The organism is Flavobacterium psychraerolatum (assembly GCF_025960985.1).
Taxonomy (GTDB): domain Bacteria; phylum Bacteroidota; class Bacteroidia; order Flavobacteriales; family Flavobacteriaceae; genus Flavobacterium.
In genome coordinates this window covers 39031-61323 of the sequence record NZ_JAOQMX010000009.1, presented here as the reverse complement: position 1 = coordinate 61323, position 22293 = coordinate 39031, and the positions used below count along the sequence as shown (strand labels likewise).

Sequence of the window (22293 nt, the reverse complement as noted above, 5' to 3'; positions counted from 1 at the left end):
TCTAATATTGAGATAATCTAATTTTTATAGTGGTTTCGTCTAATTTACTAGCCGTTGCCGGAATTCGTATTTCTATCCGTTTGAGCCCTGCAATATGTTTGTCTAATTCTAATGGTGGTGGATCCAAGGACACTATGGACACAATTACTTCTGGATGCGAAATATTTTCTAATTTTAATTTTTTACCCCCTTGCGAAAGAATTGCACCATCTTTGATAATCTGCACATCAGCGGTTGTCAACATTTGCCAAGTAATCATTTTAGTTGTATCCGAAAATTTTAATTTATCTTCAATTAATAAAGAGGTATTGCTTTCTTTTACAAATTTCCGCTCTGCTTTTTTTAAGTTTTCACCAAAAACAGCGGTTAAATCGAAAGATGCTTCTGGTTGTTTCCCGTCTTTAAAAGCAATTAACGGTGCAAAAGCATTGTTTAAAAACAACTCATTATTGACGGTTAAAGTACTATGTCCAAAGTTATTTTTTGTTAGTAATTTCCAACGATCACCATCTTGCGCATTGGTCCAAAGATTAAAACCTTCTTTTTCTAATTCGTTGTAATCTTGAAAACCACCATCTATTGACCAACGTATTCCGTTTAATTCAAAAACAAAAGAACCAGCGTCCATATTACCATGGCTAATGCTTGCTCTTCCTCCTTTGCAACCTAAATAAAATTGATGTTCATCATCGGCACCGGATTTAAAAATAACTATCGGATTGTTTCCATTGCCTTTCCAAGCCACTGGCATATCTTTGAAAAAACGTTTCTCATATTGTGCAATCCATAGCATCCCAACACCATCAAATCGTGACAATTTGTTCGTCATTTCTGTTGGTTGCAAAAAACTATTTCGCTTAAAAAAAGCTTCGTTTCCAGATTTCATGGCAAACCAAGCGAGAACTGAATTACCATTAGCATTTTGCTTGTCTTCACAATCTGAAAAATTGTAATACAAACCAGATGGACATTCGCTTAACAACCTAAAAGTAGCACTTTCTTTAAATCCTAAAATGTCATTTGCGCCAAAATCAGTTCCAAAAGCGCTTTCAAACATACTATTTGTTGTTACAGAATAGGCCGTTGCGAAATCCCAATAAGTAGCGCCTTCTGGGTAAGCTCCGTCAGGTCCGTAAGCAGCTAAAACATTAGGCAAACCATCCAAAGCTCTCGCAATTGTTTTTGAAGCTATTTCTGGATTTTCATCAGCAATTGCGATAGACGCAGCGATTAATCCACCTGCACACACTTGATTCCAATTGGTATTACCATAAGCAATTCCCCATTTTTTATCGTTGGCTCTCCATGTTTTTTGAATTGCTTTTTCGAGCAAAGATTGTTTGGCTAACCTAATGGTAGCCTCTGGCAAGTTCCCTTGTGTCCAATCAACAGCAATGGCAACTCCTAAAGCCATTTCTGCTACATCTAGAAAATGTGATGGATTCCAATTGCTAAAGTTGCAAACCGCTTGCAATTCTTCATTTATACGATTTAACGATTTATCATCTTCTTCTATTAGATATACAAATCCCAACATATTCATACGATAAAGAAACTCCCGAGATACATCCAGCATGCGTCTGCCGATAATAACTCGTTCTAAAAGTGGTTCTTTATAAATAGCTTCCGCATTTAATTTTATAGCAGCATACCTGTTTTTGAGAACAGGATCTGAATTAATTTTTTCTCTTACTAATTTAACAGTTTCCTTGGTATAAACTAAACGTGGAAGTTCTTTTCTAATCTTATTTTGAAGATAGTCAACAGACATTGGATTGTCTAATACAGGAAGTTTTTGTTGACTACATACTAAATTGGGTCTAGCGAACGTAACAACAACTATTGCGATATATACAAGTGATTTTATTTTCATTTATTTAGTTACTTTTTAATTTATCCATATGTTCTGAAACTTCTTTTTTCTGATAAAATTTATAAACTTCCGTTCCCGCAGCCAAGAACGCTCCAGTACCATACAGTTCTGTATAGTCTTTAAAACTCTCTCCTGGCGCAGCTCCTACAGGTTGCACATAACCTAACATCCCATCTTTATTGACACAATCTACTAGTGCGTTCCAAGACCTCAACATAGCAGGCTCGTAGGTTTCTTTGTCTAGAAATCCGTTGTTGATTCCCCATGCCAAACCAAAAGTAAAAAATGCTGTACCGCTTGTTTCCTTATTCGGATAGTCTTTTTCATCTGCCAAAATACTTGCTGACCAAGTACCGTCTTTCCGTTGTTCCTTTTTTAAAGTCGCAGCCATTTCTTTAAAAATAGAAATATAGAATGCTCTATTTTTCCAATCCTTAGGCAAATCGGGAATCATTAGCGCCAAGCCTCCAAAAACCCATCCGTTACCTCTCGACCAAAACGTTTTTTGTCCGTTCTTTTCTTTAGCATCAAAATAGTTTTTATCCCTGAAAAAAAGGTGTTCTTTTTTATCCCAAAGTTTATCATAGGACATGCGATACTGTTTGTCCATAAATTCTAAATATTTAGCATCCTTAGTCACTTTTGAAAGCCTAGCCCAAACTGGTGGCGCCATAAAAAGAGCGTCACTCCAAAACCAAAGGCTTTTGGTACTTTTATCAGTTTGCAGAATAGAATCAAAACGCATTTGCGTCGGTTGAATCATTTTTTCATCCTTATACACTTCATAAAGATTGGTGTAAAATTGCCCCACAGCTTGGTCATCGGCATGGTACATTCTTCGGAATAATTTCCAGTCGTTTTTATCTCCCTTGCTCTTTAACCAATTGATGTATTTTGGATTATCTGTTATGGTGCTAAACTGAAACATACCAGCATACAATGCCGCACAATGCCATTCTAAATCCGGATAAACGTCCCTATTATGCCACTTTTCTCTGTTTTTTGAGGGTAATGCACGGTATTTACCCATTTCTGCAAAAGTTTCAATTTGCCAGTCGGCTACTTTTTGAGTTATGGCTTTCACCTCTTTTGAACTGGACTTTGTTTTCGAAACTTGTGCTTTTATTACAATTGGTAGTAGCAATAAAAGCAAAAGATACACTAGCTTTTTCATTCTTTTAATTTTTAAGTTCCCATTTGACCTCATCTTCCAATTTTGAAGATTTATCTGCAGAAATTATTTTTATCTCGTTTTTCCCTTTATTAAGTGTAATAGCATCAAATGTTATCACATTTATGTCTGATTCTAGTTTTTGTGTTTTTATCTTTTTGTTATTAACATATAAAGTGACCTTTATTAGATTTGTATATACTTTTATGCTGGTCATTGCAGTGGTTCTTACATTATTTCGTCGTTCCGCAATATAAAGTACTGGCGCTTTACTCCAATTGGCTTTGTAAAAATAAAAAGCATCTTTTTTTGTTTTTCGATCAAATGTAACCAGCCCTTTGTGGTTTAAATTTTTAATTCCTCCTCTATTCCAACCTGCTACTGAGAAATCAAACATATTCCAAACGAAAGTCCCCCAAACAAAAGGACGGTCTTTTAGGATTTTCCAAGTAATTTCATGGTATCTCGATTGCTCCATTTCAGGAAAATAATTCCCTTTGGGTTTATCTAATTTTGTTATGTCTTGATGGTTTATGTTCCCTCCCGCTCCATATTCACTTAAACCAATTTTAATTTCGGGATGTTCTCGATGTGATTTATCCAACCAAGTAGCCATTTCTTCGATAGAATTACCATACCAACCAAAATACTTGTTCCACGCTTGGAGGTCTGTAATTCCACCCATATCATCCACCATGTCTCTATCACTAGCCGAAGTGGTCATTCTTGTTTTGTCTAGTTTGTGTGCCAGTTGGTTTAATTCTTTGGTCAAGACTACAGCCGGAGCTTTATCTCCATTCCAAGACCTAACCTCATTCCATAATCCCCAAACAAAAATGCTGGGGTGGTTATAGTTTTGCAGTATTAATTCTTTTAATTGTTGGTTGGCATTTCCACCTTCTCGACTACTCCAATCATGTACAAATGGAATTTCTGACCAAACAAGTACCCCTTTTTCATCTGCTAATTCATAGGTTTTATCCGAATGCTGATAATGCGACAATCGCAAAGATGTAGCACCAATTTCATCAATTAATTCCATATCGGCAACCAGATTTTCGTCGCTTACTGCTGGACCCACTTGTTCCCATTCTTGATGTTTACTAACCCCATTTAAACGGTACTCTTTATTATTTAAAATAAATCCTTTATCACCGTCTATAGCAAAAGTTTTTATTCCGAATTTCTGACTGACTTTGTCAACTGAACCGTCTGTAATCAATTGAACATCTAAGGTATATTGATGTGGATTGATACGACCATTCCAAAGAATCGGTTTCGCAATTTCGAACTGACTAACGATGATTGTATCTTTGCTTATTGTGTTTAAAGATTTTATTTTTTCGAATACAACCTTATTTTCGGCATTTTTCAAGCTGTATTTTAGAATACTATTGGACTGATTATCAATAGTACTTAAATGTGTTCGTACCTCCATTTGTGCTTTGTCAGGAGTTACTTTTGTAGCTTCTACAAAAACCCCAGAACTAGCAAAATAAGTTGGAGTTATTGCACTTTTTGGAGTAGAAAATAACTGTACAGGTCTATAGATTCCACCATAATGGTTGAATAAAGCATCATCGATAGGAATTCTTTTAAAATTGGGTGCATTGGTCACGTTTACTGCCAAAACATTTTGACCTTTACTTTTAATCAAGTTTGTAATTTCGTAACAAAAAGCAGAATAGCCTCCTATATGTGTGCCAATTTTTTTTCCGTTTAAATAAACAGTTGCTTCTTGACCAACGCCTTCAAAACGGATGTAGGTACGTTGCTCGTTCATAGACGCAGCTGCCTCAAATGTAGTTCTGTACCAAGCTTCACCTTTGTAATAGCCAATATCATTGATGGCATCCATAGAATAGGTATGCGGAACTTTCACATTTTGCCATTGAGCATCATCGAAAATGGGATTTTCTGCATCATTAGTAACCCCCTTCAAAAATTTCCAATTTTCAATTTTGATTAGATTTCTATGTTGTAAAAAAGGAGCTTGAGCGTGTAATCCTATACCCACTGATAAGATTAGTAATAGAATATGTTTTTTCATTAATTCTTGATGTTTATTTGTTCTGTTAATAAAACTAGTTCGTACTAAAATTCCAAACTTGTCCAATAGTCATTATTAAACAAAGTACTTCGAGTGGCAAGTTGATCTAAATTGGGAGTTTTGATCTGCGGCAAAGCGTAACAACCTAATTCGGGACGCAAATCATCAATCATAATAAACAGGATATTCGACTGTTTTTGATCGGTATATAAATTTGCACTCCCAATAATAAAAAGGCAAAGCATTAAAAAATCACTTCCTTTTATCGTTCTATATCTCATTTTTATATTTTTATATATTTAATAAATTAATTCTAAATTTTGTTTACAATCCTTTGTAAATAGGTAGTATTCTCAAATTTAATTCCTTATTTTACTTCTAAACTCCATTAAATATTGTTCATCACAGACAAAAAAATGAATTTGGATTAAATTAGTGATCATTAGTTAGTTTATCAAGTGTGAATCAAAGTGCTTCGTCACACTTTAATCCGTATATGATAGTCTATGTATTGTTACAATATTTTAGTTTGTCTCATTCTACTTTTATTTAATTCTTAATTCATCTTAATAATTGAATTTCATCACAAATAAAGATGATTAATTAATAACTATAGATTTTAAGCTAGTTCCAATTTTAATAAAATAAAGCCCTGCAGGAAAGCCCGAAACATTAATCTGACATAGAGACCTAGATGCTATTGATTTTTCATAAAGACGATCGCCTAGAATATTAAATATTTCAATAATTTCAGATGTATTTGTAATGTCATTTATTTTGATGTTAATAATTTCTGAAGTTGGATTTGGATAAACAACAAAATCATTTAACAATGCGTTTCCAATATTCACCATATCTACACCTAGTTTTTCTCCAACAATTACACTCGTAAATTCTTGATCATCTTCTACTGTTCCATCTATTTTAGTAACGTAAACTTTCCAAACATATTCACCATCATCAAGAGAAGACGGTACTAGTACCGTTGCCGTTTTTGTACCTTTTCCAGCTTCAACCGTTGCTTTGGTAGATGACTCAACTTTGCCTGTACTATTGTTTAATAATTGAAAATATATATCTGCATTTTTATCAGCCTGATAATTTATTGATAAGTTGACATTATCATCTTTGTTAACAGTAGGAGGAGCAACTAGCGATAGTAAATTGAATCTATCTGAAATGGTTCCTGGATTAGGATTCCAAACTGATGTGGTACAATCTTCATAATCATCACCGCTTTCATTCACGATTGTAGGAACAAAATCCATGTAACCCGAATGTCTAACATCCCAGATTTTGACCTGGTAAGTACCTTTACTTGCCAAAGGAGCCAAATCCCCAATAGGTGCAACCGAAGGTGCAGGATAAGTTCTATCTATACTTCGGTATGGCCCAATAAGGCTCCTAAGTTCGCAAGGGATATATCTTAGAACCTGCGATCTTACTGTTGCATTATCACCATAAGTGGCATTGATATTGGCAATAACAGAATTTTCATCGAAACTTCCAGGAGTATGACCTTTAGTAGCCTGGGCTGATGTAGCGTAGCCATTTTCAGTTTTAACAGCCCATTCGCAAGCGACAGTGGTAATATTTCGTATATCAACAACTCCTTGCTTCATAGTATGTGGACTTAAAAATACAGCACTTTGTCCATTATAGCAACGAACATTCCTAGCGTATATATCATCAATTCTAGCAATTGTCCCTTGTATAGCATTCCAACCTGATTCTAGTCTTAAGGGAATTCCTCCTGTGCTTGAAATATTATTGAAATAAATATGTTTCCCAGCTTGCATTTGCATTAAACCATAACCATAATCACAATCATTTGCATCACAATTTTCTACAACACCGTTTTCAGGAAAACACCAAGTTCCTTTATATTTAGCTGGTCCAATTGCTATATTTGAATATTCTGTTTTTTTATCTAATATGTTGAAATCAGATAATTTGAAATTTTTAACATTGTTTACTGTAAAAACAAAAACTTCGGGATTTTCAGTCTGCGTTAAGTCAATCGTAAACCTTCCTCCAACACCTGTTATGCTCCAGTTTTCAACAAGTGGTTCGTCATTTCCAATTAGAAACATCGAAAATTTTGTTGGACCGCCCAATGGTCTAATCACCACTCCAGCATCAATAATAATATTTATATTAGATTTCAGGTTACCAATACCTTGAAAGGTATAATTCCCTTCGGGAATGTAGATGTTTCCACCACCCACAGCGGCAACAGCATCAATAGCATCACGTAATGCTTGGGAATCATCCGTAGAAAATAGATTATCAACTCCAAAATCAGTTTTTAGATTTTTTGTAATACCACCGGTAAATGGGATATAAAAATCACTTTCATTCTGCGCAAATGTTTCGGATGTTGAAAACAGTAGTGCTATTGCCAAAAATGACAATAGTTGATTTATAGTAGTTAATTTCATGATTTTTTGATTTAATTAATGATGGATTCTTTTTCTTTATTGTATACTTCACAATCTCTCATTTTAGAGTTTTATCTAGTTGTGAAAGTATTTTCATACTTATTTTTAGGTATTAACAATGGTTTAATTTACCTAGTTCATCTAGTTAAAGGCCACTGACTTTCTTATGCTTGTTTTAAACCATACAAGAAAAGTAACCCAATAATATTACCCCCCTTAATGAAACTATATTTTTTTTAATTATCTGATAATCGTACTGGTTTTTGTAAGGTAATTTTCGAGGTCCTATATAAAAATTCTAATTTCAATTCGTCTTAAAATTCCAAACTTGTCCAATAGTCACTCCACCTTTTCCATCTTTCACAACTACTTGCCAATAATAATTTGTTGCAGCATTCAAATTCATAATTAAATTATTTATGCTTTGGTTTTCGCCAACTTTAGTTAGTGGAGGATTTGATGTTCCTAAATAAACATCATACTTTAATGCATCATTATCTACATCGCTAGCATTCCATCTCAAATTGACAGTACTGCTAGAAGTCACTAAATTTAATACCGGAAAGATTAAATCTGGAGAAAAAGGCAAATGATTTATAGCTCCAATACCTTCAGTATAAAATTTATAAACAGGAGAAAAATCGCTACTTAAATTCTTACTATCTTTTGCTTTAACTCTCCAATAGTAGGCAACACCTTTTTCTAATGTTACCGTTTTAGTAGTTCCCGAAACAGAAAATGATTGATCTATAGTTGAAAATTGATTGTTTTTTGAAACTTCCAATACATAAGAAACAGTATCTCCATCAGGGTCTGATGAAGCTTCCCATTGAAAATCTAATGTATTTGAGATGCATAATAAATTATTCGTCGGGTATGTTAACGATGACACTTTAGATGGAGCCTTATTTTCTGTTTGTCCACCAGAGTCTGCTCCATCACCTGAACAAGAACATACCAAAATACCTGCAAGTACTATATGTTTTATATTTTTCATCAGACTAATTTTTTATAATTTTAATATTGATAGGTACTTCCCCTAGTACTTTTGCAAAATAAATCCCTACAGGTTTATCTCCTACACTTAGCTCTACTGTTCCACCCATTACAGGATATACTTTTGATGATAATAATTTCGATTGAGTATTATATAGATTGATTGTAATCTCTTTATCTGGAATAGGTAGCGCAAACTGTACGGAACCAGTAGTTGGATTTGGAAATGCCTTAATATAGCCCGAGAAATCAACCGTTTCTAATAGGACTCCTTCACAGGCAATGCTCGATTTTATCTGAACCTTATCTCCTTGATTAACCCCTATTGAAAAAGCATCCGAATAGGTTTCATAAACCATTTTTCCATTTACATCAATGCTAAAAGGTGGTGTTCCTTTTTCTAATTCAACTGCAATCATATTCGAAATCAATGATGATTTACCTGTAATCGTTGTAGCTGCTTCAACCTTTAAACTGTAGCATTGCATAAAGGTTTCGCCCGCAACAGAAATACATAAATTATAAGTTCCTGGACTTACGCCTTCAAGAGTTAAATCATCTGTAAAATTGCTATCAGTACCATTGAAGGTAGCAATGTAGTTTTGTTCTACATCTGGAATAATATTGATTTTTCCATTATTTTCACCAACACAGGTTTCTCCATTAATTGTAATCGTAAATTTATTATCCTCAGCTGTTTTCTCTCTAACTTCCAACAATAAAACAGCTTCAGGCTTCATTGTGAAATCGGCATTTAATTTTTCACCTGTTAATAGATTCACACACGTTATCGCATTTGTAGCTCCTCTTAAGCCAAGTGTTACTGATGCTTGCGTTTTCCCGATGTTAACAATGGATATAATCTCCTTACCATCGATACTAGTGTAAGCTCTCCAAACGCAGCCTTTCAAGCCTAAACTATTCGTTTCTGAGAGTGTTATACTTGGAAATCGATGTTTAGTATCCGCTATATTTTTAGCTTTTACAGCAAAATCTGATAGAGTTGATACTGTAGTTAACACACCTCCTTTATCATTGTTTAAAACCAGCATATGTACTTTTCCGTATTCATCTTTTTTAAGACTCTTAGAGTCCAATATTACAGTACCTCCATTGTCTAGATACAACTGTAAAGCCTCCATTTCAGCTATGGTTGAGGATTCTGTATTATATATAAGTATAACATCCCAGTTAGAATTGGCTTGAGTTTTAATGATATTTTCAGTAGCAAAACCAATAGATAATCCTTCAAAATAAAGACTTTCATAAATATCGAAGATATCGTCCATAAAACTTCCTCTATTTATTGCAGCGCTTTCAGAATAGAATATTCTAATAGGTTGTTTCTTGTGTTGCAGTGCAGAAATATGGTCAGCATTAGCATTTAAATCCATATAAGTAGAAGCAATCTCATTGACAATTCTTGGTTGCTGAACGTTTGACCCTGCATAACCTTTACCTTCTTTAGCTCTAATAGAACCATCGCTTTCTCTAGGCCAATACCATGATTGAGAAACATTCATTCCTTGTAAAGTTGCTAACCAATACGCAGATCTGGCATAAGAAGGACTTAGAAACAAATCTCTAAATGAGCCAGCGGATAAAAAATGGCTTTCAGAGTTATAGTTTATTTTATTGGGGGCAACAGATCTTAAGAAATCATAACTTAATGAAAGTTCTCTCCAGTGATAAGAGTAACGCGCTTCCCATTTTTCTTGGCTCCCCCACATACGTGAATTATGGGTTCCAGCATCATTACCTATTGTACTTGTAATATTTGTTAATTGCTCAAAATCAATACCACTGTGTCTACTTCCTCCTGTAAAGAACCCTGGGATTATTTTAATATGAGATTTACCTTCTGGATCATTTTTCTTAATTTCATCGGCCATAAATTGGTACCCACTTGCAACGCGGTCTTGATTAAATCTGATTAAATCATACCAAACAGGAGTTCCTCTTTCAGATTCGTTAATGGGTAGTGATGGAATAATAACATCATCAAAACTTGTGAAATTTTTACCCCAACGTATATTTAAATTTTCAATGGTTTTATGTTTATCTTTTAGCCAAGTTCTTAAACTGTCCTTTGCATAATCAGAGAATTCAACAACATCCCAAGTACCAGAAATATTCCAATGAGGTTCATTTGTCAACATATACCCTAGTTTGTTGTAGTTTTTTCCTTTTATAATGGGACCAACACCAGCGAGAAGCTTTTGCATAATTTCTCTCATACCAGGACTACTTATGTCATATTTAAAAAATTCACTTCCACCTTTATTGATAGTAGGATATTTTGTTTTTAACCAGTTTGGAACGCTAGTTTGTCCTATAAAAACACCTCCAATAGTCCCTGAAGGTTTACTATTTAAGTCATTTAAAATATAAGAAGCTATGGCGCCACTTTCATTAGCAACGTGACTAGGGGCTGTGTAAAATGTACTTAAATTTCCAAGATATTCATTTAAATTATAAGTACTGGCACTTCCTGGTTTCCATGTATAATCATTTAAAAATACAGGTTTTCCATTTTCAATTAATTCGTTTTTTACTACAGAGACCTTCGACCAATCTATAATAGGTATGGATCTTCTAATGACATCCCCATTAATGATAGCTTTTACTGTGCTTATAGCTTCTTCGACCATCATAATAACCTCACTGCGTTCAAAGGTTGCGAGATGCTCTGCTAAGTTCGCTGCCGTAGTTTGATGAAATGATTGTATTGTTTTTAATAAAGGTTCATTCAATTCTTTATTATTTTCATCCCAGTTAGCATAAAGCAAAAAGATTTTAGCGGTGCTAATAGTCATTTTTTCTTTGGTGACATCAAGACCTTCAGTCTCTGCTTTTGAAATCAAGATTTCAAGCGTATCAATTTTTTTTACTGCATCTTCTTCCGTCCCTTTAAAATCTTCAATATTTATTTTGGGAACTCTCTGGGCATAAGTTATTTGCTGTACAAAAAGGCACATAAAAAAGACCGTAAAATAAGCGGTACTATTTGTTTTCATTAGTTTTTAGGATTAAATCAGTTTGTTATGTTTATTGATAAATACAACCCTCTATTAAAAATCGTAACAGAGGGCATTAACCAAAAAAAGGTAGAACTATAATCTTGTCTCAAGACCATCAATCATTAGGTGCAAACCCTAAATAGGGAGCTTCTTACAGGGTATTTGCTACAGTTCTCAGTTTACGTGCTTGCGTAGATCTTCAGAACATTAATTCAACTCACTATTAACAGGAACTCGAAGATAAAGGTTGAGTCAATTATTTGACGCAACCCTTTCTTTACATTTCTAATTCTTAGTAGCTAGCATTATTACTGCCAACCTTCATTTTGCCAGCTTATACCATATTTAGCATACCTAAGTTCTTCATTTCTTGGTATGGGCATTACTCTATATTTAGGTTCTGTAACATTACGTTTTTGAACAACAACACGTTCATAGCTTAGATCACTGTTAACCTTCGTAATCTTCATACCAGTAATGATACCTTCCTTTTCATTTTGGATGTTCCAACGACGCAAATCAAAGTAACGTTCTTCCTCGAAAGCAAATTCTACACGGCGTTCATTACGCAAACGTAAACGAAAATCCTCGGGACTCAATCCGGTAGGCAAAGCGGGCATATCAACACGATCACGAACGGCATCAATTGCGCTTTTAGCTTCGGAATTAACACTATTTGCCTCGAATGACGCTTCTGCAAAGTTCAAATACATCTCTGCCAAACGGAAATAAGGCCAAGTACCATCCTTATTTACGTTCTTATTTGACCCCCAATGACTGAATTTTCTTAAATAATAACCCGTATTTGTATATTGTTCATTATTTGTACTAAAGCCATTATTACCTCCAACATATGTTTCAACAGGTTTATTGCCATTCGTTAAATCAAAGTTATCACCATTACAGATTATTGTTGCATGCAAACGAGGGTCTCTATTCTGATATGGGGATTCAGGATCATATAAACCACCATTAGCTTTTAGAGCAGCCGGATTGTAGTTGGGCTGCAGATGCTCATTATCTAGATATGGAGTCTTCTGATTTAAAATAGGCATTCCATCGCTTGTTTCATAAGCATCTACCAATTCCTGAGAGGGACAAAAGCCAGAAGAAGTAACACCGTTAGAAGCATTCATAGGTAAACCATATTTTTGCCAAAGATTCAACGTACCGTTCGGATTATAAATATATTCCGTATTGATTCGATTTGAACTAAGTGCGGGATGAATTAAAAACATATCCTGATAAGAATTAAGAGATCCAGCATTTTGATAAGCATTAGTAGCCACCTTATAAATTGAATAATTATGTGACTTTAGAGCAGTTAAACAATCTTTAGTAATAGTTGCAGCTTGTGACCATTCTATTGCATTATTACTAGCCCCATATAAAGCTACTTGTGATTTTAAAGCCATCGCAAAACCCTTTGTCAAAGTACCTTCATTATCGTTATTATTTACACTCCAAGGAAGGTCATCTTCAAGCATAGCCGAATCAATATCAGCTATTATACTTTCTACACAATTAGCGTAACTAGGTCGCACATCTTTAGAATAATCATGATCTAAACTATAAATCTCATTATTCATGGGTAATGGACCGTAGTGTTTCACCAAAAGCCATTTGTAAAATGCACGAGTCAAAAGTACGTTACCTTTCCATATTCCTCTAAGTTCCGGTAACTTATAATAAATATCAGGGTTATAATTAGTTAAATAAATATTACAATTACGAATGCCTTCATACATACCATCATAAATGTTCCCCATAAAATTATTTGACGACGTCATTTGACCATCGTAATATTTCCATTGAGCACTAGCCTGTTTACTAGAAGAACCATCCTGACCTTCATCTGTAAATGCAGCTAAGAAGTTTCCTCCTCTCCAGTTAGCCAATGCGGGAATATGCGACATACATGTATTCACATAATCTCCCGTTCCTCCATAATCAGAAAAAATATAATCATAACTTACACGATTGTCTTCACCATAATCAAATGTATCATTACACGAGGTGAATAAAAGCCCTATAGAAAAAGCTGTTAAGAGTTTTATTTTAAATTTCATCTTTTTAATATTTTAAAATGTTACATTAATTCCTGCAGAAAAATAACGTTGCGTAGGGAAGTTCGTTACATTATTATTTTCAATATCAACATCACCTGACTTTGAATTATCAAAAGTCAATAAATTAACTGCGCTTGCATATATTCGAAGATTACTAATTGATAATATCTTCGTTAATTCACTAGGTAAAGAATACCCAACTTCTATGTTTTTTATTCGCCAAAAGGCTTTGCTTTCGGACCAATAATCATTAGAACGATAGCTTGAACTCCCAGAAAGCGTCAAGGCTGGGCCTGCAATCATACTTCCGTCTGCATATCTTTGAGCCGTCCAGGCATTCTTATTATCAGCAAAGAATGTTCCTTTATTATAGCTACTATAATACCCGACACCATTGTTGAATTTATCAAATTTACCTAAGCCTTGTAATAACATAGAAAAATCAAAGTTTTTAAAACGAAGATTAGCTTCAAAACCCCATTCTACTTGAGGACTACCCGTATCACCCATTTTCACTTCATCAGCAGCATCAATAGTTCCATCTCCATTCACATCTTTATAAATGAAATCTCCAGGACGAGGTGCTTGTCCTTGATAAACTAAACCTGAGTTATCAATCTCATCTTGAGAATTGAAATAGCCGTTACCATTACTGTAATCAACCTGATAAGCGAAACGCTGGCCTAATCGGTAACCTGTTTTACGATATCTATATGCGTAATCTTCTGGGTTTTGTAATTCCCCTAAATCTTTTACCTCATTTTGATAATACCCCACATGGCCTTTTAATCCAACACCAAAATCTTTGTTAAACTCCTTGCTCCAACCTAAAGCGGCTTCGAAACCATGGCTATCTATTTTACCCGAATTTATTTTAGCACGATCGTCTGAATTCATACCTATAGTAGAAGGAATAGTTGCGTCAGAAATCAAAATATTATCTGTATTATCAATAAAATAATCGAAGTTTAAAGTAAACATGTTTAAAATTGAAGCATCAATACCAAAATTAGTTTTATGTGATTTTTCCCATGTTAGTAATGGGTTACCATATTGGTCTTCGATATAAGCTTTACCTGCATTTTTTATATGTACGGATCCACCACCATGAAAATTATCTTTGTACAAGAAACGATCACCGCCAAAGTTATCATTACCAATTATACCGTAAGAAGCACGTAGTTTCAAAAAGGTAAGAGTATTACTGCCTTTCATGAAACTCAAATTAGACAATACTACTGCAGCATCTGCAGAAGGAAAGAGCCCCCAACGCTCACTTGGTGCAAACTGTTCTGATCCTACATAACTTCCTACGAAATCTGCAAAGAAGAAATTCTTATAAGAATAATTAGCCAAGAAACCATAAGTAATTTTATATTCAGGTAAATCTTCTGTAATGTTATCTCCATTGATATAATCTTCATGGAAGAAAGCATTGGCATGAATACCATGATTTCCAAATTGACGTTTATAATCAACGGCCCATTCATACTCAAAACGTAAATTATTACTTACGGATTTAGCGAATGCCAATGGATTACGAATAGAAGTACCATATTTGAAAAATTCCAAATTATCAACATCAGTTAAGTCACGAGTCCAACGTTCATAATCTGTATTAGCCATCAAGTTTGAATTAGAGTACGTATGAAATTTAATCTCACCAAATGTAGATAGACCTTTTATTATACTCCCCAAGTCAAAATTTAGACCAGAGATCGAAGTCAGATCAAGACTTGTTGTTTTCTTGAAACCGCTTCTATTCAAACGCCCGTAAGTCGGGTTTGTCTCGTTAGTCGTGACAACTACTTTTCCACCAGGATTAGTTTCGCTGACATAGGGAGTTAACGGCCCATAAATAGTAGGAGCCAAATCAAATAAAGATGACATAACACCTGTTTCTCCTCCATTTGCATTGTTAAAGTAATTACGATCTACCGTAGCATTCAACTTTACATAAGCATGAATAAAATCAGTTACTTTTACATTAACATTAGAACGCAAGTTAATTTTATTGCGACCATAATCTTCTAATGCACTTTCTGTGTTGAACGGGCTGCCAATTTTCTGGTAGCCTATACTTGTGTAGTATTTCACATATTCACCACCACCAGTAGCAGAAGCATTAACATTAACACTGCTCAAATCTGGTTTTGTGAACCTTTCATACCAATTGTTGTCAGGATAAAGGTTTCTATCTTCTCCTGAACGAAATTTAGAAATATCCTCAGCAGTATATTTAGCAATACCACCATCGTTTAAACTTGCTTCGTTATATAATTCAGCATAATCACCTGAAGACAGAATATCAGGAGTTTTTAATGCTTGTTGTACCTGATAATCTACACTAACAACAATTTTAGGACGTCCACTCTCACCAACTTTCGTTTTAATAAGAATAATACCCCCTGTCGCATCCATACCATATTGTGCCAATGCGGGAGCATCTTTAAGCACCGTTACACTTTCTACATCTTCAGGGCGGACGGAATTTATACCTAATGCCATTCCATCAACAAGTACTTTAACACCACCACCATTAACAGTAGATTTACCACGAATATTAAATCCGTATGTCTCATTACCAGGCTCACTACTATTTGTAGTAACGTACAAACCAGGGAAACGACCTGCCAAAGCAGCAGAAACTGTACGTTGATGTGTACGACGTAATTCATCCCCGCTGATGGTAACAGCTGATGCCCCTAGTGTATAATTTTCACGACTATCACGCAAAAGAGGAATTACTTGGTTACTATTGGACACATCTCTATCCATGTTTACGTTTAAATCTGTTTGTTCGCTCAACTTTGTGATCAATGTCCTATAGCCAAGCATTTTAAAGGTAAACTCATCGGTACTTTTATATACTCCCAGTATAGTAAAGGTACCATCAGCATTACTTATTGCTCCACGTTCTTCTCCAGATACGGAAACAACTACTCCAGAAAGTGGATGATTATAAACATCCATTATCTTACCGTTCAAACTTTTTATGTTCGTTATATTGGTTGCCTGTGCGCTAACATGTTGCACAGACATAAAGCCTATGAAAATGAAGCATAAAAAACCAAATAAATATTTCTTTAGATTCATAAAATTAAATTTATTAATTTATAATAATGATAATAGATTACTCCCATCCTGGGTTTTGCCACTTTTTACCAGTAACCGATTCTAAACGAATAGCTTCCGGTTGAAGAATAGGACTTAATAGATACTTGGAATCATAAATCATACGTTCTCTCCCTGTCCCTGTCCATGTATTGTTAGTATAATCCCAACCGTCACCACAAATAACACGTTTATAGGTAAAATCATTTATCTCTGGAGTTTTGGTAGGCATCCCTTTTCCATTTACAGTACCGTTATAATCTATCCACATACCAGTAGTCCAGCGAAATTCAGAAACTTCTTCACCCGGATTATGCCAACGGCGAATATCTTCATAACGCCTTTCTTCATAAACCATTTCTATACGACGTTCATTTCTATACTTTAAGCGTAAATCATTTTGACTAGTATATGTAATGTGTGGCATATACACACGATCACGAATAGGGTTAAGTCCAAGTATAAGAGCATCATCTAAATGATTGGATTCTATAGCAGCTTCAGCATAATTCAAATACAATTCCGCTAAACGATAAATTGGGAAGGAAGCCTTCAAAGTCCATTTACCTCTCCTTAGATCTTCAGGACGATATTTATTATCATAATAACCTGTTTTAGTTCGTTTTTTATCGCTTGGATTAATACCACAATTACCGCTATAAAAAGTCCATAAATCGGTCATAACTTTCTTAGAATTTATAGTTTGACTACCATTATAACGAACCGTAGCGTAGAACCGTGGATCTCTGTTTACGTAGGGGTTCTGTTCATCATAGGAAGAAGTAGTGTTGAAATTGGGTTGCAAATGTTTCTCATCTGAATAAGGGTTTTCTAGATCCAAAACATAAGAACCATCAGCCATAGGATAACTATCAACTAACTCCTGCGTTGGGTTTAATCCTGAACGTTTATCACTATTAATGGGTGTACCATATAACCACTGCATGTAATTATAAGTATCGATTTCAGTCCTACTTTCATAAATATTCTCCTTATTGGTAGGATTATCACTATAATCAACCTTTTTACAAAATAATTCACGATAAGCATTTGTCCCATAAAGAGCAGGGTCACTTACCGTTTTGTACAACTCATAATTATGGCTAAGTAATTGATTTAAGCAATCTTTTGTTATCGTTTCTGCTTCTGACCAATAATTTTGACCATTGTTGAACAAGGGGCTACTCATAAAAACAGCAACTCTTGATTTTATAGCATAGGCAATTCCCTTTGTCATTCTACTTTTATCATTAGAATTATTAAAACGCCAAGGTAAATTAGGTTCTTTAACCGCTTCATCTATTTGCTTAAAAATCCATTGGGCACAATCATGGTAACTCATTGAACGATCAAGATCTGCTCCGTCATAACTAGCGGATTTCACTTCACTTATTATTGGAAGAGGTCCGTAATTTTTAATCAACTCTTCATAATAATATACACGCAGAACTTTTACTTCTGCTGTCCATTGCAAGCGTGTCTGCTCATCAGGGACTACGGTCTTTGGATCAGCCATACGGGCCAAAAAGATATTACAACGACGAATATTGCGATTATTCAAGTCCCATAACGTATGTCCTATAAACTGACTATCTGACCAAACTGGGCTTATACCCCAAGTATTTGTAAAACCATCATATTGAGTATTTCCCCAACTATCATAAAAATAACAATTATCAGCCATTGTAATAGGTGGGCCGCTTCTACTTCCACCTTTACTATACTCAAAACCGTGTTTATTCATTGAATCGTAACATGAATTGAGATATGCACCAGTAGTGTTTTCATCAGAGAAAATCTCATCAAGTGAATGTTGTCCTTCAGGCGCTACATCTAAAACATCTTGACAGCTGTTAAAGCCAAAAAGTATTAATATGGTAACGACATAATATGTTTTGTTCATCATCATTTTCTTTGTTTAAAATTAAAATCTAATATTAGCGCCAACACTTATTGTACGTTGAATGGGCATTACAGAACTTGCACTACGTTGCTCTGGATCAACTTGGTCGAAAGGTAATTTACTCCATGTCAGTAAATTTAATCCACTAGCATAGAACCTGAATTCTTGCATGCCGATTGATTTACTCCATTTCTTTGGAAGAGTGTAGCCTATTTGAAAGTTCTTTAAACGGATGAATCTACGGTTAGCTATAAAAAAATCATTTCTTGATACACTACTGTTATTATTTTTAGTAGATAATGCCGGATAAGTAATAGCACCACCTGCATAGTACAATTGACCATCAGCGTTAGTTTCTACCATATCAGGATTAAAAGCATGTTCGTGTACTTTTTGGAATGATAATGTTTGAGCTTGGTTGATACCATAACCATCATAATAATTATAACTATTACCTATACCCTGAAATAATGCACTAATATCAAAGTTTTTATAATTTACATTGAGCGATAAACTGTAATTGTAACGCGGTAGACTTGGTTTACCGATTGGAGAAACATCTTTACTATCTATTATACCGTCTGCAATAGTATTCCCGTTTGCATCAACTGCACCAGCGATATCTTTATAAACAAAGTCACCGACACGAGGCTGAACACCATTGTATTGAGCATAACTGTCTATCTCAGATTGAGAAAGGAAATAACCTTTACCCGGTGAGTTCCAATCAATATTATAACCAAAGTTTTGACCTATTGAGAAACCCTCTTGATTATAACCATAAGCAAACGTAGATCCTTTATCTAATTCATCGCTTTCAATTACTGTATTCTTGTTGTAACTGAAAGATGTTTTTGCAGAGATGTATAAATCTTTATTCAACCTATTCTTGTACCCTAATTCAATTTCATATCCATGGTTATCAACACGTCCCATGTTTACTTTTGGCATAATAGCTGTGGGAACACCTATAATCGTAGATACCGAATTTCTTCCAATCAGGATGTTCTCCCGTCTCTCTTTGTAGTAATCTAAACCCAAGGTCAATTTATTTTTAAAGAAACCTAGATCAACACCATAATTCTGCTTATAGGCTATTTCCCAAGTTAAATCAAGATTACCAATCTGTGACTCGTTCACTGTGTTGCCATTTCCTATATTATTATTTTGCCCATTACCCGCAATTTGATTCATATCCATATATAAGAAACGTTTGCCCCCAATATTATCACTACCAACTTTACCATAAGAAGCACGAAATTTCAATTTTGAAAGAAACTTAAAATTTTTCATGAATTTTTCATTTGTCACCATCCATCCAACAGAGCCCGCAGGAAAAACACCAAAACGTCTGCCTTTTGCAAACTGCTCAGAACCATTATATCCAATATTAAATTCAGCCATATACTTGTCTTCGTAAGCATAACTGGCTCGACTGGCCAAACCAATAACATTATAAGGTAATAAGAACATGCTTGAGCCACTCTTAATCTCCTTATTATCACGTTGCATCAAAGCCATGAAACCAACATGGTGTTTCTTTGCAAAAATGCGTTCGTAATTGATACGCCATTGTGCATTTAGTTTAAATGAGAACGCATAACTTTTATTGGTGTTAATTTTATAATTACCAAAGTCTGAAGCCTGTATAAAAGTTATAACATCATGCCCTTCTCCAGTAATAGGATTAACCTCTTCATTATTTCCATACGTATATAAGTTGTAACCTGCATTAAAACCATTACCCATTTTACCAAAAACTTCGGTTTGATTATCCGTATCAAATGACACTTGTACATTAGAAGACAGTCCTTTTACCATCCAACCTAAATCAAAATCCAAGGAAGTTGTGGCGTTTAAAGTACTTTGATCACTACGATGAAAACCTTGATTGTTAATCTCACCATAAAGACTTTCTTGACCGCCCATTAAAGTATTAGGCACTAAACCATAATCTTGTACCATTTGATCGGTAACAAAAGGACCAGGTGTAGTTGATTGTTGGTTAAATACTCGTCCAAAATAATTATAGGCACTACCATAGGTGTTATTAAAACTATTAGGTTCATTTACCTTATTGATATATCCTGCTAATTTAATACCTACCTTAATCCAATCATTGGCTTTAATATCCAAGTTAGAACGGAAGTTGTAGCGATTTAAGCGGAAAGAAGCATCATAACCCAAAACATCCTTGTCCTCTATTTTTACTACACTACCCTGTTGTGTAAAACCCATATTTATAAAATACTTTACACGTTCCGTTCCACCAGAAAGATTGGCGTTATATCTACTCTGGGGTGCAAATTGTTTAAAGTACACAGCAAACCAGTCAGTATTAGGATAATAATCACTTACTTGATTTTTGTAATTATCGATTTGTCTTTGAGAATAAGGTAAAGCCAATCCATCATTCTTATAAGATTGATTTACCAAAGCTGCTTGCTCCCAAGAATTATATTTTTTATAATCCGTAGAGAAATCTTGCCTACCAAATGAAGCAGAAAAACTTAACTGCGGTTCTCCTACGGTACCCATACGCGTTGTAATTAAAATCACACCGTTGGCCCCACGTACACCAAAGACCGCTGTTGCAGAGGCATCTTTTAAAATAGACACATCCATAATCTCATTAGGATCAAGCATTGTGATATTGTCACGAGGTACGCCATCAACTAATATTAAAGGTGATTTACCATTTAACGTACTGGCACCGCGTAGATATATATCAAAATCCTCTTTACCTGGTTGGCCACTAGATTGCATAACAGTTAAACCGGGGAGACGACCAGTCAAAGCACCGACTAAGTTAGGGGCTGGACTTCGTTTTAGGATATCTGTTCCAACAGAGGAAATAGCTCCAGTTACGCTAACTTTGCGCTGCGTACCGTAACCTACAACTACCACCTCGTCTAAACTTGACACGGTTTCCTTTAAATTTACTGATATTGTTGTGCGATAATTAACTCTAATTTCTTGAGTAGCAAAACCAATATAGGAAATAACTAAAACAGCGTTTTCAGACCTAACTTTCAAAGAGAACTTTCCGTTAAAATCAGTCTGTACTGCATTGGTCGTTCCTTTTTCCAGCACTGTAGCACCAGGGATTGATTGCCCATTTTCATCATTAATAACACCACTTACTAAAAAATTCTGATTCACATTCTTTTCGGCAAGTTGAATCTTTTTCTTTTTTATGACGACTTGTTTATCTGTAATGGTGTAATCTAAAACTGTATTTAAAAATGATTCATTTAAAATATCTTCGAGTTTTATTCCTTTTAGATTCATTGAAACCTTGTGGTGCTTATCAAGAACTCCGTCTTTATATAAAAAGATATATTCACTTTTATTTTGAATTTCTTTAAATAACTCTTCAACAGTTAGATTTTGAACATTAATATCCAATTTTTTATGAGGATAGGGAGAATTGGCATAAATTGAGGTTAAACCACTTGCTATAAATAAAATAAAAGTTATCATAATTATTAAAGAAGCTTTGGTAAAAGTCATTTTTGGTCGTTTTTTGAAACGACTAAAGGTTTTATTCATAATTTTGTCTTTTATTTGGTTAGTAATGTTAATTTTTATCGCAATAATATTGCTTTTGAAACACCAGAGACTGTTGTCATAGTTTCTGGTTATTCATTTTATTA

General features: G+C 34.6%; 11 protein-coding genes. All 11 read right to left on the bottom strand.

Annotated features, from left to right (window positions below):
• Position 1: 1 nt before the first annotated feature.
• The 11 genes from M2326_RS05450 to M2326_RS05400 all read right to left on the bottom strand — a co-directional run bounded on the left by M2326_RS05450 (position 2) and on the right by M2326_RS05400 (position 22189).
• Complete coding sequence (locus M2326_RS05450) at positions 2 to 1873, bottom strand: heparinase II/III-family protein (RefSeq protein WP_264618541.1); 1872 nt, start codon at positions 1871 to 1873, stop codon at positions 2 to 4.
• 4 nt (positions 1874 to 1877) lie between these two features.
• Entirely contained in the window at positions 1878 to 3047 is a 1170-nt protein-coding gene (locus M2326_RS05445; RefSeq protein WP_264618540.1) for a glycoside hydrolase family 88/105 protein, read from the bottom strand.
• A 4-nt stretch (positions 3048 to 3051) separates the two neighbouring features.
• Positions 3052 to 5094 (bottom strand): glycoside hydrolase family 2 protein, encoded by a 2043-nt coding sequence (locus M2326_RS05440; protein ID WP_264618539.1) that lies wholly within the window; start codon positions 5092 to 5094, stop codon positions 3052 to 3054.
• Between the two features lie 44 nt (positions 5095 to 5138).
• Complete coding sequence (locus M2326_RS05435; RefSeq protein ID WP_264618538.1) at positions 5139 to 5375, bottom strand: sulfatase-like hydrolase/transferase; 237 nt, start codon at positions 5373 to 5375, stop codon at positions 5139 to 5141.
• A gap of 318 nt (positions 5376 to 5693) precedes the next feature.
• Positions 5694 to 7535: a T9SS type A sorting domain-containing protein gene (locus tag M2326_RS05430; protein WP_264618537.1), complete on the bottom strand. Its 1842-nt coding sequence runs from the start codon at positions 7533 to 7535 to the stop codon at positions 5694 to 5696.
• 304 nt (positions 7536 to 7839) lie between these two features.
• The gene (locus M2326_RS05425; protein ID WP_264618536.1) at positions 7840 to 8532 is read right to left on the bottom strand and encodes a fibronectin type III domain-containing protein; all 693 of its coding nucleotides are present in this window, start codon (positions 8530 to 8532) and stop codon (positions 7840 to 7842) included.
• Positions 8533 to 8536: 4 nt separating this feature from the next.
• A complete protein-coding gene (locus M2326_RS05420) occupies positions 8537 to 11548 on the bottom strand; it encodes a beta-galactosidase (protein WP_264618535.1) in 3012 nt (1003 codons plus the stop codon).
• Positions 11549 to 11859: 311 nt separating this feature from the next.
• A complete protein-coding gene (locus M2326_RS05415; protein ID WP_264618534.1) occupies positions 11860 to 13620 on the bottom strand; it encodes a RagB/SusD family nutrient uptake outer membrane protein in 1761 nt (586 codons plus the stop codon).
• A 12-nt stretch (positions 13621 to 13632) separates the two neighbouring features.
• Entirely contained in the window at positions 13633 to 16716 is a 3084-nt protein-coding gene (locus M2326_RS05410) for a SusC/RagA family TonB-linked outer membrane protein (protein WP_264618533.1), read from the bottom strand.
• Between the two features lie 37 nt (positions 16717 to 16753).
• Positions 16754 to 18643, bottom strand: coding sequence for a RagB/SusD family nutrient uptake outer membrane protein (locus M2326_RS05405; protein WP_264618532.1), 1890 nt, complete (start codon positions 18641 to 18643; stop codon positions 16754 to 16756).
• 15 nt (positions 18644 to 18658) lie between these two features.
• Positions 18659 to 22189, bottom strand: a complete 3531-nt coding sequence (locus M2326_RS05400; protein WP_264618531.1) for a SusC/RagA family TonB-linked outer membrane protein — start codon at positions 22187 to 22189, stop codon at positions 18659 to 18661.
• Positions 22190 to 22293: the final 104 nt, after the last annotated feature.